The 14,644-nt window shown below is 63.2% G+C and carries 18 protein-coding genes; 15 read left to right on the top strand and 3 right to left on the bottom strand.

Going from position 1 to position 14,644, the window contains the following annotated elements:
- Positions 1-3: 3 nt before the first annotated feature.
- From J7302_RS09745 to J7302_RS09735, 3 genes are all read left to right on the top strand, one after another.
- A complete protein-coding gene (locus J7302_RS09745) occupies positions 4-483 on the top strand; it encodes a chemotaxis protein CheW (protein WP_215373270.1) in 480 nt (159 codons plus the stop codon).
- Position 484: 1 nt separating this feature from the next.
- Entirely contained in the window at positions 485-889 is a 405-nt protein-coding gene (locus J7302_RS09740; RefSeq protein WP_215373267.1) for a DUF2802 domain-containing protein, read from the top strand.
- A 175-nt stretch (positions 890-1,064) separates the two neighbouring features.
- Positions 1,065-1,502, top strand: coding sequence for a rhodanese-like domain-containing protein (locus J7302_RS09735; protein WP_215373265.1), 438 nt, complete (start codon positions 1,065-1,067; stop codon positions 1,500-1,502).
- Here J7302_RS09735 and J7302_RS09730 read toward each other — a convergent pair.
- Together J7302_RS09730 and fliK are read right to left on the bottom strand one after the other, a co-directional pair.
- The gene (locus tag J7302_RS09730) at positions 1,483-1,827 is read right to left on the bottom strand and encodes an EscU/YscU/HrcU family type III secretion system export apparatus switch protein (protein WP_251701980.1); all 345 of its coding nucleotides are present in this window, start codon (positions 1,825-1,827) and stop codon (positions 1,483-1,485) included. The two genes, J7302_RS09735 and J7302_RS09730, sit on opposite strands and share 20 nt — an antisense overlap.
- A gap of 112 nt (positions 1,828-1,939) precedes the next feature.
- The gene (gene fliK, locus J7302_RS09725; protein ID WP_215373263.1) at positions 1,940-3,496 is read right to left on the bottom strand and encodes a flagellar hook-length control protein FliK; all 1,557 of its coding nucleotides are present in this window, start codon (positions 3,494-3,496) and stop codon (positions 1,940-1,942) included.
- Positions 3,497-3,646: 150 nt separating this feature from the next.
- Between fliK and ccmA the strand changes: the two genes are divergently transcribed.
- The 10 genes from ccmA (at position 3,647) to J7302_RS09675 (ending at position 11,040) form a co-directional block, all read left to right on the top strand.
- On the top strand, positions 3,647-4,282 hold the full coding sequence (gene ccmA / locus J7302_RS09720; RefSeq protein WP_215373260.1) for a cytochrome c biogenesis heme-transporting ATPase CcmA: 636 nt from the start codon (positions 3,647-3,649) through the stop codon (positions 4,280-4,282).
- The gene (ccmB, locus tag J7302_RS09715; RefSeq protein ID WP_215373258.1) at positions 4,279-4,950 is read left to right on the top strand and encodes a heme exporter protein CcmB; all 672 of its coding nucleotides are present in this window, start codon (positions 4,279-4,281) and stop codon (positions 4,948-4,950) included. Before ccmA ends, ccmB begins: the two co-directional genes overlap by 4 nt.
- Positions 4,951-5,021: 71 nt before the next feature.
- Positions 5,022-5,774 carry a heme ABC transporter permease gene (locus tag J7302_RS09710; protein ID WP_215373255.1) on the top strand — a complete coding sequence of 251 codons (753 nt, stop codon included), beginning with the start codon at positions 5,022-5,024 and terminating at the stop codon, positions 5,772-5,774.
- Complete coding sequence (gene ccmD / locus J7302_RS09705) at positions 5,774-5,950, top strand: heme exporter protein CcmD (RefSeq protein ID WP_215373253.1); 177 nt, start codon at positions 5,774-5,776, stop codon at positions 5,948-5,950. The genes J7302_RS09710 and ccmD overlap by 1 nt, the downstream gene beginning before the upstream one ends.
- A complete protein-coding gene (ccmE, locus tag J7302_RS09700; RefSeq protein WP_215373251.1) occupies positions 5,947-6,396 on the top strand; it encodes a cytochrome c maturation protein CcmE in 450 nt (149 codons plus the stop codon). Before ccmD ends, ccmE begins: the two co-directional genes overlap by 4 nt.
- A 4-nt stretch (positions 6,397-6,400) precedes the next feature.
- Complete coding sequence (locus J7302_RS09695; RefSeq protein ID WP_215373249.1) at positions 6,401-8,374, top strand: heme lyase CcmF/NrfE family subunit; 1,974 nt, start codon at positions 6,401-6,403, stop codon at positions 8,372-8,374.
- Complete coding sequence (locus J7302_RS09690) at positions 8,371-8,907, top strand: DsbE family thiol:disulfide interchange protein (RefSeq protein WP_215373247.1); 537 nt, start codon at positions 8,371-8,373, stop codon at positions 8,905-8,907. The genes J7302_RS09695 and J7302_RS09690 overlap by 4 nt, the downstream gene beginning before the upstream one ends.
- Positions 8,904-9,392, top strand: a complete 489-nt coding sequence (locus J7302_RS09685) for a cytochrome c-type biogenesis protein (RefSeq protein WP_215373245.1) — start codon at positions 8,904-8,906, stop codon at positions 9,390-9,392. Before J7302_RS09690 ends, J7302_RS09685 begins: the two co-directional genes overlap by 4 nt.
- Positions 9,389-10,597, top strand: a complete 1,209-nt coding sequence (ccmI, locus tag J7302_RS09680; protein WP_215373243.1) for a c-type cytochrome biogenesis protein CcmI — start codon at positions 9,389-9,391, stop codon at positions 10,595-10,597. The genes J7302_RS09685 and ccmI overlap by 4 nt, the downstream gene beginning before the upstream one ends.
- Positions 10,594-11,040: a hypothetical protein gene (locus tag J7302_RS09675; protein WP_215373230.1), complete on the top strand. Its 447-nt coding sequence runs from the start codon at positions 10,594-10,596 to the stop codon at positions 11,038-11,040. The genes ccmI and J7302_RS09675 overlap by 4 nt, the downstream gene beginning before the upstream one ends.
- 126 nt (positions 11,041-11,166) lie before the next feature.
- On the opposite strand, the gene J7302_RS09670 is transcribed toward J7302_RS09675, so the two are convergent.
- Positions 11,167-11,970 carry a helix-turn-helix transcriptional regulator gene (locus J7302_RS09670; RefSeq protein ID WP_215373227.1) on the bottom strand — a complete coding sequence of 268 codons (804 nt, stop codon included), beginning with the start codon at positions 11,968-11,970 and terminating at the stop codon, positions 11,167-11,169.
- Between the two features lie 201 nt (positions 11,971-12,171).
- Between J7302_RS09670 and J7302_RS09665 the strand changes: the two genes are divergently transcribed.
- Both J7302_RS09665 and J7302_RS09660 read left to right on the top strand, forming a co-directional pair.
- On the top strand, positions 12,172-13,536 hold the full coding sequence (locus tag J7302_RS09665) for an APC family permease (protein ID WP_215373223.1): 1,365 nt from the start codon (positions 12,172-12,174) through the stop codon (positions 13,534-13,536).
- Between the two features lie 15 nt (positions 13,537-13,551).
- Positions 13,552-14,643, top strand: a complete 1,092-nt coding sequence (locus tag J7302_RS09660; RefSeq protein ID WP_215373220.1) for a DmpA family aminopeptidase — start codon at positions 13,552-13,554, stop codon at positions 14,641-14,643.
- Position 14,644 lies beyond the last annotated feature (1 nt).

The following is a 14,644-nucleotide window of genomic DNA, read 5'->3' as shown; positions in this document are numbered from 1 at the left end:
AACATGAAGAATACGTCCGCGCAAGGTGCTGAAGACCCCATTCTGCAGTGGGTGACTTTCCGCCTGGACAACGAAACCTATGGCATCAACGTGATGCAGGTCCAGGAAGTGCTGCGCTACACCGAAATCGCGCCGGTGCCGGGGGCGCCGAGCTACGTTCTGGGCATCATCAACCTGCGCGGTAACGTGGTGACCGTGATCGATACTCGTCAGCGCTTCGGCCTCGGCCCGGCTCCGGTGACGGATAACACGCGCATCGTGATCATCGAGGCGGACAAGCAGGTCGTCGGCATCCTCGTCGATAGCGTTGCCGAGGTGGTTTACCTGCGCCAATCGGAAATCGAAACCGCGCCAAACGTGGGCAACGATGAGTCCGCCAAGTTCATTCAGGGCGTCTGCAACAAGAACGGCGAACTGCTCATTCTCGTCGAGTTGGACAAAATGATGAGCGAGGAAGAGTGGTCGGAACTGGAGAGTATTTGAGTTGATCTGGATAGCGCTGGCAGTGCTGGGGGTGGCCTGCGCCGCTCTGGCCGGCGCTTGCCTGTGGCTTGCCAAGCGCTTTCGCCTCGAGGTCGAAGCGCAGGCCCGGCGCGATGCGCTTCGTGACCTGCGGATCAAAGAGCTTTCCAAGCGACTGGATGCCTACCTCAGCGGCAGCATCCGCATGGGCGAGGAGCTCCATGAGTTACGCCAGGTGGTTGCGCCCCTGCCGGACAAACTCAACCAGATCGAGCAGCGCGATCCCACTAGCCTTTCCTTCACCCAGGCGGCACGCCTCGTCGGTCTGGGTGCCAGCGTCGCCGATCTCACACACGCCTGCGGCTTGACAACCGCGGAGGCTGAACTGGTGAGCAAACTGCATCAGGCGCAGAGGGACCGCGGCTGACTCGCTCTCCTGCAACGCTGGTTCGCCCTTGGGCCTAAGCCACACAGCCGGCTCAGGCTAGTGCTTAGGCCGCGAGGTTCTTAGCTCCCCATCCCCGTTCGCCAATAGTTCCAAGCCGTCCTCTGCCACGGGCCTAAGCTGAAATTCCGGGGCTTCTCTCCGGGGAGGTCCGGTGATGCGTCTCCTTCCAATCCTGCTGTTCTGCCTGGCATCGCTGGTACATGCCCAAGAGGCCCCTATGGAGGTCGACGGCGCGATGACGGTCAATGTGCTCCAGGCACGTTACCTCTACGAGCGCGGGGCTGTATTCATCGACGTTCGTCCGACTCGCGAGTGGTCCTGGGGCCATGTGCACGGTGCCTTGCATTACGACCTGGCGGGTCGATTCGACGAGTTGGCCAGGCCCGACTGGCCCAGGAATATGCCGCTGGTGATCTACTGCGACAGCGATGTGTGCCCCCATGGCGCCGAAGCCGTACGCATGGCGGTGAGCTGGGGCTATCGGCAGGTGTTCTACTTCCGCGAAGGCTACTTCGCCTGGCAATTGCTGGATTTTCCGCAGGGTAAGGGGCTGCAGGGCGAGCGTCTGGTGTTCAATCGGCCGGAGCGTTGAGACGCGCGGGCGCAGCGGCCACATCCTGCTCTGGGGCACATTCCCGCTTTGGCGCAAGGTCGGGCGGACACTTGCCTTTGAGGTACCAGGCAAAGGCGATGATTTCGGCGATGGTGCGGTACAGCGACTCCGGAATCGCATCACCCAGCTCCAGGCGCGCAAGCAGCCGCACCAGTTCGGCATTTTCGTAGATCGGCACTTCGTATTCGCGGGCGATGGCCAGGATGGCTTCGGCCAGTTCGTCATCACCCTTGGCCGTGAGACTGGGCGCGGAACTGCCGTCATAGGAAAGGGCAATGGCCTGGCGGGGCGTATCGTTGCTCATTGCGTTTTCCTTGCAGAAGTACGGCCCAATGGCATATCGAGGCAGCCCGAATCGTGCAGCGAGGCGTAGCGCAAGCAAGCGGTAGCACAGGGTGCGCGCAAGGGCGTTGGTCTCATGCGGTTTCGTCCACCCAGCGCTGCTCCAGGTTGGTGCGAGGCCCTTGAGTTGGCTTGCCCTGGCAACAGGTCAGTTCGCCGACCGTGAGGCCTGCGGCAACCAGTCGTTCGTGCAGCTGCGGGAGCTCCAGGTCGATCAGGCTGGCGGTGCTGGCCCGCTCCGCCCAAAGCTTGCTGGAAACGCTGCCCTGGGCCAGTTGTGCCTGGACCTGCAGCGGGCCGAGCGGCTCGAGATCGAATGCCAGCTCGATACGCCAGAGGCTTTCCTTCTGCTCGCCGGGCTTCGCTTTGCCATCGCGCTCCTGCTGCAGCTTGATCTGCAACGGGGCGATTTCCTGCTGGTTACGAATCGGTATTTCCAGTTGCCAGGTGGTCAACAGATTGCCTTCAGGCGTCACCTGACTTTGCGTCAGGCTCGACAGTTGATGCGTCTGCAGGCGTGAAACAGCGGCTGCGGCCAGCTTCAGCAGGGCTTCCAGGTCCTCTTCGCCGTCCAGCGCCTGGGTCAGCCGCGATGGCAGTGGAAAGCTGAGGGCTTGCTGTCGAGCGTTGGCCTGGCCAAGTGCGCCCAGTGCGTTGCGGATGAAGGTCGGCAGTGCCTGGGCCATTGCACTGCTGGTGCCAGTGCCAGGCAGTGTCGTGGGCGTGGGCGTGGGCGTGGGCGTGGGCAGCATGGGCAGCAGTTGGGCGATCAGGCGTAGGAGGTTACCTTTGAAGTCCTGTGACAGTGCGGCCGTCTGGCCGGTCAGCAGCTTGCTTTCGAGCAGCAGGCCGCTGTTCTCCAGCGCCTGGGCCAGCCCCTTGGCATCGCCGAGCTGGCGGGCAGAAGGGAGGGCGCCCAGGAGTTTATCCATGGTGCCGCGCAGGGCCTCGGGCAAATTGTCCCGTCCCATGCCTTGCAAGGCTCTGAAGAGACCCTCGAGCGAACCTTGGCGACCCTGCTGGCTAGCCAGCTGCTGGCTCAGCTCCAGCTGGTCCAGTTGAGCCGACAGCGGCAGGAACTGAAGCTTCTGACTGCCTTGTACCATTGCCGTAAGCAGGCTGCCGATGGTCAGGGGGCGCGGGCTTTCGATGCTCAGCTGGCGACCGGCCAAAGGGGTGTTGAGCAGTCTTATGAGGGCCTTGTAGACAGCGGCCTGGGCTTTGCCTTGGGCTGCCACCTCAGTGGCTACCACCTTGCCTTGGAGCAGGGTGCCAACTGGCAGCAGGTCCAGGTCGAGGCTGCCCAGCGCTTTTTCTCCGCCTTGCAGGGTCACGGCCAGCCGGGTTTCGGAGAGCGCCGTGACATTGAGAAGGCTGCCTTGGGCCACCGGTCGCGAGCTGCTGGATGCGATGGTTGCCTGGCTGCCATTGGCCAGCGTCAGCTTGAGCAGGAGCTGGAAGCTTTGCGCAGTCTCCTTGACTGCAATGACCTCGGCCTGGGCGCTATCCCCCGCTGCCAGTAGGCCATCCAGCGGCTGCAGCAGCTTGAGCGCCAGGTCCGCAGCTATCTGGCTGGGGCGACTGACGGGCTGGCTGGGGGGCAGGGAGCGAGTGCCGCTGATTTCTGTCATCGAAGGGTAACAACCTGTCGAAAAAGCTCGCTTCGGGTGAAGGGGATGGCATGTATAATGCCGCCCCGTCCGGGCCGGCTGCGAGTCGTGCGTGTTCCAGTATAGCGGCCGGTACCTCCCTGACTTGAACACTTCCCGGGTATCCATGCCGTGACCAGTCCCTATCTCGAGACCGTGGCCCTCGCTTGTGAGCGGGACTGGCGTCTGCTGTTCGAGCGGCTGGACCTGCAGTTGCACCGGGGCGAGATGTTGCAGGTCAGCGGTCCGAACGGCAGTGGCAAGACCAGCTTGCTCCGATTGCTTTGCGGCCTGATGCAACCAACCGCGGGTGAAGTGCGCCTCAACGGCAAGCCGCTGGCGAGCCAGCGCAGCGAACTGGCACGTAACCTGTTGTGGATTGGCCATGCTGCCGGAATCAAGGGGCTCCTGACCCCTGAGGAAAACCTGCGGTGGCTCTGTGCCCTGCATCAACCCGCTGGGCGCGACGCCATCTGGCAGGCATTGGACGCCGTGGGGCTGCGCGGATTCGAAGACGTCCCGTGCCATACGCTGTCTGCCGGCCAGCAGCGCCGCGTCGCACTCGCTCGCCTGTACCTGGATGCCCCGCCATTGTGGATCCTCGACGAACCCTTCACCGCCCTCGACAAGCAGGGCGTCGCTCAGTTGGAGGCGCACTTGGCGCGGCATTGCGAGCAGGATGGCCTGGTCGTGTTTACCACCCACCACAGCATGGGGCAGGTACCTGCCGGTTATCGCGAACTTGATCTTGGGCAGCGCCGCGCATGAGCAGTGTCTTCACGCTTCTGGTGGCTCGCGAAGCTCGCCTGCTGGTGCGCCGTCCGGCGGAATTGGCCAACCCGCTGGTGTTCTTCGCCATAGTGGTTGCATTGTTTCCTCTGGCGGTGGGGCCGGAAACCCAATTGTTGCAAAGCCTTTCGCCCGGCCTGGTCTGGGTGGCGGCTCTTTTGGCCGTGCTGCTCTCGCTGGACGGCCTTTTCCGTAGTGACTTCGAGGATGGCTCGCTGGAGCAGTGGGTCGTTTCGCCGCACCCCTTGCCGCTTCTGGTGCTGGCCAAGGTGCTGGCACACTGGCTGTTTTCCGGATTGGCACTGGTACTGTTGGCGCCGCTGCTGGCTTTGATGCTCGGCCTGCCGACACGTTGCCTGCCCGTGCTGTTGCTCTCGCTGCTACTCGGCACGCCAGTCTTGAGTCTGCTCGGCGCGGTCGGTGCCGCGCTAACCGTAGGGCTCAAACGTGGTGGACTGCTGCTTGCCCTGCTGATTTTGCCGCTGTACATCCCGGTGCTGATTCTCGGCAGTGGGGCTTTGCAAGCGGCCCTGCAAGGACTGCCAGCGGTCGGCCACCTGTTGTGGCTGGCCAGCCTGACCGCCCTGGCGGTTACCCTGACACCTTTTGCCATAGCCGCCGGCCTGACCATTAGCGTCGGCGAATAAGAAACAAGAGTTGCCCTGATGAGAAAACTGCCAAAGTCCGAACATGTCGTATCGATGAGCGGGTGGTCCCGATGAACTGGGCGTGGTTCCACAAGCTGGGCTCGCCCAAATGGTTCTACGAGATCAGTGGTCGCTGGCTGCCCAGGTTCGCCTGGGCTTCCGTGATTCTGATCGCCGTGGGCCTGGTCTGGGGCCTGGCCTTTGCGCCGCCGGATTACCAGCAGGGCAACAGCTTCCGCATCATCTATATCCATGTGCCGGCGGCTTTCCTGGCGCAGTCCTGCTACATCATGCTGGCGATTTGTGGCGTGGTTGGGCTGGTATGGAAGATGAAACTGGCCGACGTCGCCTTGCAGGCTGCCGCTCCGATCGGTGCCTGGATGACCTTCGTGGCACTGCTTACCGGCGCCATTTGGGGTAAGCCTACCTGGGGTTCCTGGTGGGTATGGGATGCGCGACTGACGTCGATGCTCATCCTCCTTTTTCTGTACTTCGGTGTCATTGCCCTCGGCCAGGCGATCAGCAATCGTGATAGCGCTGCCAAGGCCTGTGCGGTGCTGGCCATCGTCGGTGTGATCAACATCCCGATCATCAAGTACTCGGTGGAGTGGTGGAATACCCTGCATCAGCCGGCCACTTTCAAGATCACCGAAAAACCGGCCATGCCGCCGGAGATGTGGGTGCCGCTGCTGATCATGGTCCTCGGCTTCTACTGCTTCTTCACCACCGTGGTGCTGCTGCGCATGCGCCTGGATGTACTCAAGCGTGAATCCCGCAGCAGCTGGGCCAAGGCTGAAGTTCGGGCACAAGTGGAGAAGGGCTGATGAGTTTTTCGTCTTTCACCGAGTTTCTCGCCATGGGTAACCATGGCCTTTACGTGTGGTCGGCTTATGGCATCAGCCTGGTCGTGTTGGCCATCAACGTCGCCATGCCGTTGTTGGCGCGCCGACGTTACCTGCAAGACGAGGCGCGTCGTTTGCGCCGGGAGGAGTCGAAGTGAATCCGGTTCGCAAGAAACGCCTGTTCATCATTCTCGCCATCATGGCGGGGGTAGCGATAGCCGTAGCCCTGGCGCTGTCTGCGCTGCAACAGAACATCAACCTGTTCTACACCCCTACGCAAATCGCCAACGGCGAAGCGCCGCAGGACACGCGCATCCGTGCTGGCGGTATGGTGGAGAAAGGCTCGGTGCAGCGCTCGGGTGATAGCCTCGACGTGCAGTTCGTGGTGACCGACTTCGCCAAGAGCGTGACCATCCGTTATCACGGCATCCTCCCGGACCTGTTCCGCGAAGGGCAGGGCATCGTTGCCCTCGGCAAGCTGAATGCCGACGGCGTATTGGTGGCCGATGAGGTGCTGGCCAAGCACGACGAGAACTACATGCCTCCGGAGGTGACCAAGGCCCTCAAGGAAAGCGGCCAGTTGCCGCCGAAGAACGAGGGCTGATTTGATGATCCCTGAACTTGGCCACCTGGCCCTGATCCTTGCGCTGTGCATGGCCATCGTGCAGGCCACCTTGCCGCTGGTTGGCGCTTGGCGTGGCGACCGTCAATGGATGAGCCTGGCGCAGCCGGCTGCCTGGGGGCAGTTCGCCTTCCTGGCATTCGCGTTCGGTTGCCTGACCTATGCCTTCATGGTCGATGACTTTTCGGTGGCCTACGTCGCCAGCAACTCCAACAGTGCTCTGCCCTGGTATTACAAGTTCAGCGCCGTATGGGGCGCGCATGAGGGCTCGCTGCTGCTCTGGGCGCTGATCCTTGGCAGCTGGACCTTTGCGGTGTCGGTTTTCTCCCGGCAGTTGCCCGAAGTCATGCTGGCTCGCGTGCTGGCGGTGATGGGCATGATCAGCATCGGTTTCCTGCTGTTCCTCATCGTTACTTCCAACCCCTTCAATCGCCTGTTGCCGAGCGTCCCGGCGGACGGCAACGACCTCAATCCGTTGTTGCAGGACTTCGGCCTCATCGTCCACCCGCCGATGCTCTACATGGGCTACGTGGGCTTCTCGGTGGCCTTCGCCTTTGCCATCGCTGCACTGCTCGGCGGTCGCCTGGATGCGGCCTGGGCGCGCTGGTCTCGACCCTGGACCATCATCGCCTGGGCCTTCCTCAGTGTCGGCATCGTGCTCGGCTCCTGGTGGGCCTACTACGAACTGGGCTGGGGCGGCTGGTGGTTCTGGGACCCGGTGGAGAATGCCTCCTTCATGCCTTGGCTGGTGGGCACTGCGTTGATCCACTCGCTGGCGGTGACCGAGAAGCGGGGTGTGTTCAAGAGTTGGACCGTACTACTGGCGATCGCGGCGTTCTCCCTGAGCCTGCTGGGTACCTTCCTGGTCCGTTCCGGGGTGCTGACCTCGGTGCATGCCTTCGCCTCCGATCCGGAACGCGGCGTGTTCATCCTTGCCTTCCTGCTGCTCGTGGTGGGGGGCTCGCTGACGTTGTTCGCCGTGCGCGCGCCGGTGGTCAAGAGCCAGGTGGGCTTTGCCCTCTGGTCCCGCGAGACGCTACTGCTGGTGAACAACCTGGTGCTGGTGGTGGTGGCCTCGATGATCCTCCTCGGCACTCTCTATCCGCTGGTGCTCGATGCCCTGACCGGCGCCAAGCTTTCGGTGGGTCCGCCGTACTTCAATGCGCTTTTCCTGCCGCTGATGGGGATCCTCATGCTGGCCCTGGCCGCTGGCGTGTTGGTGCGCTGGAAGGACACCCCGGTGCAGTGGCTGCTCGGCATGCTCGGCCCGGTGCTGATCGGCAGCCTGGTGCTGGGCGTGCTGGCTGCGTTCCTCTATGGCGACTTCCACTGGGCCGTGCTGGCCGTGGGCTTCCTCGCCGCCTGGGTAGTGCTGGCCGGCATCCGCGACCTGGTCGACAAGACGCGTCACAAGGGGCTGGTTACCGGTATCCGCGGCCTGACGCGCAGCTACTGGGGGATGCAATTGGCCCACGTGGGCGTTGCGGTCTGTGCCCTGGGCGTGGTCCTGTCCAGCCAGTACAGCGCCGAGCGTGACCTGCGCCTGGCGCCGGGTGAGTCGGTGGAGCTCGGCGGATACCGCTTCCTCTTCGAGGGGGCGGCGCACCATGAAGGCCCCAACTTCACGTCCGACAAGGGCACCGTGATCATCTACAAGGGCGAGCAGCAGATCTCCGTCCTGCATCCGGAGAAGCGCCTCTACACCGTCCAGCAGTCGGTAATGACCGAGGCGGGCATCGATGCCGGTTTTACTCGTGACCTCTACGTCGCACTGGGCGAGCCGCTCGATGCTGGCGCCTGGGCGGTGCGTGTGCACGTCAAGCCGTTTATCCGCTGGATCTGGCTGGGTGGGCTGCTGATGGGCCTGGGTGGCGTGCTGGCAGCCGTCGATCGTCGCTACCGCGTAAAAGTGAAGACCCGCGTCCGTGACGCGCTGGGTATGTCTGGAGCCCAAGCATGAAGCGCCTGATCCTGGTCCTGCCGCTGCTGGCCTTTCTCGCCATCGCGGTATTCCTCTATCGCGGCTTGTTCCTCGACCCGGCCGAGCTGCCTTCGGCGCTGATCGACAAGCCGTTCCCGGCCTTCTCACTGCCTTCGGTCAGTGGCGACCGCACCATCACCGAGGCCGACCTCAAGGGCAAGCCGGCGCTGGTCAATGTCTGGGGGACCTGGTGCGTGGCCTGCCGCGTCGAGCACCCGGTGCTGAACAAGCTGGCGCAGATGGGCGTGACCATCTACGGCGTGAACTACAAGGACGACAACGCCGCTGCGTTGAAATGGCTGAATGAGTTCCACAATCCCTATCAGCTGGATATCCGTGATGAGCAGGGCAGCCTCGGCCTCAACCTGGGCGTTTACGGTGCGCCGGAAACCTTCCTGATCGACAAGGACGGCATCATCCGCCACAAGTTCGTTGGTGTGATCGACGAGACGGTGTGGCGCGAGCAGCTGGCGCCTTTGTACCAGGCGCTGGTCGACGGGGGCGGGCAATGAAACGCCTGCTGGCTGCCGCACTCCTGGGGCTGGCGCTGAGCGGCGCAGCCCGGGCCGCGATCGACACCTACAGCTTCAAGGACGAGGCCGAGCGTGAGCGTTTCCGTACACTTACCGAAGAGTTGCGTTGCCCCAAGTGCCAGAACCAGAACATCGCAGACTCCAATGCGCCAATTGCCACCGACCTGCGGCGGGAAATCTTCCGCATGCTGGAAGAGGGCAAGAGCAACGAGGAGATCGTCGACTTTCTGGTGGCGCGCTACGGCGACTTCGTGCGTTACAAGCCGCCGGTGAATGCCCGCACCTTGCTGCTCTGGTACGGCCCGGCAGGCCTGCTGGTAGGTGGGCTGGTGGTGCTGGGCATCATCGTCGTGCGCCGTCGCCGTGTTGAGAACAGACCCTCGCAAGTAATGCTTTCCGCTGAGGAGCAGGCGCGTCTCGATGCCCTGCTGAACTCCGAGAACCAGGACAAGAAAGCCCCATGATCGATTTCTGGCTCGCCGCCGGCCTGCTGTTGCTGGTCGCTCTGGCCTTCCTGCTGATTCCCGTGCTGCGTGGCCGCAAGGCCCAGACCGAGGAAGACCGTACCTCCCTCAACGTCGCCCTGTACCAGGAGCGCCTGGATGAGCTGGAAGGCCAGCGGTCTGCCGGCACCCTGACCCAGGAACAGTTCGATGCAGGCCGTGCCGAAGCGGCCCGCGAGCTGCTGGCTGATACCGAAGGGGCCGACATCGCCCGAGTTTCCCGCCTGGGCAAGGCCCTGCCGCTGGTTGCCGCTATCCTGGTTCCTGCGCTTGGCTTCGGCATGTACCTGCACTGGGGTGCTAGCGACAAGGTGGAACTCGCCCGTGAAATGCGCGAGCAGCCGCGCTCCATCGAAGAAATGACTGCACGTCTGGAGCGTGCGGTAGAGGCCCAGCCGGAATCCGCCGAGGGCTGGTACTTCCTCGGTCGTACCTACATGGCCCAGGACCGCGCGGCCGATGCTGCCCGCGCCTATGAGCAAGCGGTCAAGCGAGCAGGGCGTCAGCCCGAACTGCTCGGCCAATGGGCTCAGGCCTTGTATTTTGCCGCGCAGAAGCGCCTGACCCCAGAAGTGAAGGCGCTGACGGAGGAAGCTCTGAAGGCCAATCCCAACGAAGTCACCAGCCTCGGCTTGCTGGGGATAGCCGGTTTCGAGGACGGCCGTTACCAGGATGCCATTCGCTACTGGGAGCGCCTGATCGTCCAGCTGCCTGCCGATGATCCCTCGCGCGGTGCATTGCAAGGCGGCATCGACAAAGCCCGCGAGAGGCTCAAGGAAAGTGGCGTCAGCGTCGAGACGCCGGCTGTCACTGCGGTTGTCGGTGCGCAGCTGAAGGTTCGCGTGGACCTGGCCGCCGCCCTCAAGGACAAGGTCAAGCCCGGCGACAGCGTGTTCGTTTTCGCTCGCGCAGCCTCTGGGCCGCCCATGCCACTGGCCGTCAAACGCATGACAGTTGCCGACCTGCCGGTGGAGGTCAGCCTGAGCGATGCGGACGCCATGATGCCGCAGCTCAAGCTTTCCAACTTCCCGGAAGTGCAGTTGGTCGCTCGGATCTCCCGCAGCGGCAACGCTACGTCAGGTGAATGGATCGGAAGCAGTTCGCCGTTGTCTACTGGCACGTTGGAGCCCCAACGTCTGACCATAGACAGCCCGGACAAGAAATGACCGTTCAAGAACTCGATCTGCCGGCCCGCCGCTCTCGGCTGGGCCTGCCCCTGATAGGCCTGCTGCTGGGCCTCGGCGGTTGCGTTGCACAAGGCCCTTACTACGAGCCGCGTGAGCCCGACCGCGAGCCTCCAGCGGTGTACACCCCGTCCCAACCGAAACCGCAACAGCAGCGGCCCATGCCACCGGCGCAGCCGCAGCCGGCCAAGCCGGCACCGCGGATGAGTGCGCACCCGCGCTTTGCGCCACCACCAGGCGGCAACTGCTATTGGGATACCGGGCTTGGCGTCTATGTGCTGGAAGGTGAGCGCAACATCTTCTATCGCGAGCGCATCTATTACCGTTGGGATAACGGCTGGAGCTATTCCAACAGCCCGCATGGGCCTTGGGAGCCGACTGATGCCAGCGGTGTTCCTGCAGGGCTGGGGCGGCGTTTTCACTGAGTCAGGCAGACCGTTGGCCTGCTTGGGGAGTGAATCCGCCGCTACCAGAGCTGCGGCTCCCCGAATGGCCTGAGCGCCCCTTTCCCATCTACGGGAGAGGGGCCTATTGCATCTTGCGCGCGAGGCTCAAGGATTCTCCGGATCGTGCCCCAAAGCCTGGATGAACAGCGAAAACAGCTCTGGCTGGGAGGAGATATCCAGCTTGGCGTACAGGTGTCGGCGGTGCACTTTCACCGTTTCCGGCGAGATGGCCAGGCGCTCGGCGATGGCCTTCGATGAGTAGCCACGCAGTATCAGGCGTGCGATCTCCAGTTCCCGTTCCGATAGGACCCCTGCACCAAACTGGCTTAGTGCATCACGTACTTGCGTAGCTATTTCGTCATTTCGGGCAGCCTGGGGGCGCAGGCTGCACTGGTGCCAGTGCTGCTGCATCAGCGCCAGTACCCAGGTCGAAAGCAGGGCGAGCATGCCGCATTCTTCGGCGTTGAACAGGCGCCGCATGCCCAGCGATAGCGAGAGCGCCCCATCGCCAGGCAGTTGGAGAATGAACTGCACTTCATCCTCCAGCACATTGTCATGAAAGTAGCTGAGGAAGTACTCGCTCAGGCGGAACTGGTCTGGGGCAATTTCCTCCAGGCGATACAGACCGCTGGGTAACCCCTCCTGGCAGGCCTGGTAGAAGGGGTCAAGCAGGTAAAGACCGTTCAGGTACGCGACCATCGGTGCCGGGCCGATCTGAGGCTCGACATCGTAGACCTCCAGGGGAATGGGGACGCCTTCCGCCGGGTAGTGGGTGGCCAGCGCATTGTCGAACGGCAGCCATTGGTGCAGCAGCAGGATCAGTTGCTTCCAGAAACGCTCGCGACCGATCTGCTCGATGGTGCGGCCGAGGCTGGCGTGCAGGCCGGCCTCCCGGAACAAGGTTTCCATATGCATCTCCGAATCCGCTCAGGCTGGGAGCGCAAGCTTGGCCGATCAGGCCCGGTCCGCGTCAAGGGGCGTACTCCAATAGGGTGATTGGCTCTGTAGCCATGCTTCCCCAGAATCCGCTCCACAACAACAGCGCCGCTGCGCAAGCCGGCAACGCTTCGTTCCCGCCTCAATCCCAATAACAAGCAAGAGGATCAGGATATGAGCTCTTCCAGCCCGTCCACGGGTTCGCTCAAGCCCACTTTGGGCACCTTCGATGTGGTCGCTATCACGGTCTCCAGTGTCACTCCGGCCAGCTCGGTTTTTGTCATCGCTCCCTTCGCTATCCAGCAGGCCGGCAGTGGGGCGTTCCTGTCCTTTGTCCTGGCTGCGGTGTTGGCGCTGATGTTCGCCTGGTGCTACTCGGAGCTCGGCCGCGCGCACAAGACCGCCGGTGGCGAATACGTCTATGCCAAGCGTGTGTTCGGCGGCATGGCAGGCTATGCCACTTTCCTGACGGTGCTGGCGGCGATGATATTCGTTCCGCCAGTGCTGGCGACCGGCGCGGCAACTTACCTCAATGCCGCCCTGGGAACGCAGTTCGATTCACAGATGGTGGCCTTGGTCATCGTGGCGGCGAGCTACTTGCTGGGCGTCCTCAATATCAAACTCAATGCCTGGGTTACGGGTATTTGCCTGCTACTTGAGGTCGCGGCCCTGCTGGTGATCGTCGTCCTTGGTTTTGGTAACGCAGAGCAGCCAGCGAGCGTGTTGCTGCAGCCCCAGTTATTGGAGAACGGTGTGCTGCAAGCGGCGCCGATGGCCCTGGTGGTCGGCGCGGTCGGCATAGCGTTGTTTTCCTACAACGGCTTCGGCGGCGCCGTGCTGTTGGCAGAGGACATGAAGGACGGTGGCCACGGTTTGCCCAGGGCCGTTCTCTGGTCGCTGCTGCTGGTTGTCGCCATTGAACTGGCGCCGCTGACGGCCCTGCTGATTGGCGCGCCTTCGCTCGCCGAGATGGTGGCCAGCCCGGACCCCATCGGCTATCTGCTTGCCAGTCATGGCAACGAAACCCTGTCCCGGCTGGTCAGTGCGGGGATATTCCTCTCGGTGTTCAACGCCATCATCGCCATCGTCATCCAGATTGGCCGGGTAATCTTCAGCAGCGGTCGTGATGAGCTCTGGACGCCTGCTCTCAATCGCGCGTTCACTCGAATTCATCCGCGTTGGGAGTCGCCCTGGCTGGCCACCTTGTTCCTCGCGGTCCCTTCGGCGCTGCTCAGCTTCAGCTCCAACCTGGCGGAAATGACCTCGTTCACCGTGCTGCTGATTGTCGTCGTTTATCTGATCATCGCGCTCTGTGCGCTATTCAGCCGGGTATTGCGGCGCGACATCGAGCACAGCTACTGCATGCCGTTATGGCCTCTGCCGGCGCTGCTGGCGGTAATCGGCGCGGGCTACCTGCTGCTCAACCTGGCGCTGGAGGCCTCCGGCCAGGACCTATTGACCATCCTCGGGCTACTGGCGGTATCGGTGATCCTCTATGGCACCTACGGCAAGCTCAGTCCCGCCTTCCAGAAACTCTGAATTCCAGGAGTCGTTATGCGTGCGCGTCAACTTGGTATCAATATCGGGCTCGGCATGCCGGGTGAGTTCAACGCCATCACGGACGTGCCGGGCGTGCGGGTCGGCCACAGCACGATTTGCGAAGAGCGCAGCGGCAAGCTAGTGCGCACCGGCGTGACGCTGGTGCAGCCGCGGGCCGGATCGGCCCGCGAACAGCCGTGTTTTGCCGGATGCCATGTACTCAATGGCAACGGCGACGCCACCGGGCTGGAGTGGATCCGCGAGGCGGGTCTGCTGACCACGCCGCTAGCCATCACCAACACCCACAGCGTCGGCGCGGTGCGTGACGCCCTGGTCGCTGAGGAACGTGCTCAAGCCGGCGACTCGGTGTACTGGTGCATGCCGGTGGTGATGGAAACGTACGACGGCGTGCTCAACGACATCTGGGGTCAGCATGTCGGCCCCGCTGAAGTGGCCGAGGCCTTGGCCGATGCGCGAAGCGGCGCAGTAGCCGAGGGACCGGTCGGGGGTGGTACGGGAATGATCTGCCATGAGTTCAAGGGCGGTATCGGCACGGCGTCGCGCCGGCTTCCGGCGGAGCAAGGCGGCTGGACGGTGGGCGCACTGGTTCAGGCCAACCACGGCATGCGCCGCGAGTTGCGGGTTGACGGCTACCCGGTTGGGCGTCTGCTGGGCGAGATCGAATCCCCCTTCGCCGAACACGGTACTCCAGGCATGGGCTCCATCGTGGTCATCCTGGCCACTGATGCGCCGCTGTTGCCCCATCAGTGCCAGCGCCTGGCTCAGCGTGCTTCCATCGGCATCGCCCGTACCGGCGGTGGGACCGAGGACGCCAGTGGCGACATCTTCCTCGCCTTCGCCACTGGCAATTGCGACCTGCCGCCAGCGGATTACGGGCGCAAGGACCTGCCGTTCAGCACGCCACTGGAAATGGTCAATAACGATCATATCTCGCCGCTTTTCCTGGGGGCTGCGGAGGCGGTTGAGGAGGCGATCATCAATGCCGTGCTGGCAGGGCAGGAGATGGTGAGCGCGGATGAACGGCGGGTACCGGCGCTGGATGGGGATACGCTCCTGGGAGCCTTGCGGACACTGGGTTGGCGGTGAG

The organism is Metapseudomonas boanensis (assembly GCF_018704125.1).
Taxonomy (GTDB): Bacteria; Pseudomonadota; Gammaproteobacteria; order Pseudomonadales; family Pseudomonadaceae; genus Metapseudomonas; species Metapseudomonas boanensis.
This window is presented reverse-complemented; position numbering and strand designations above follow the sequence as displayed.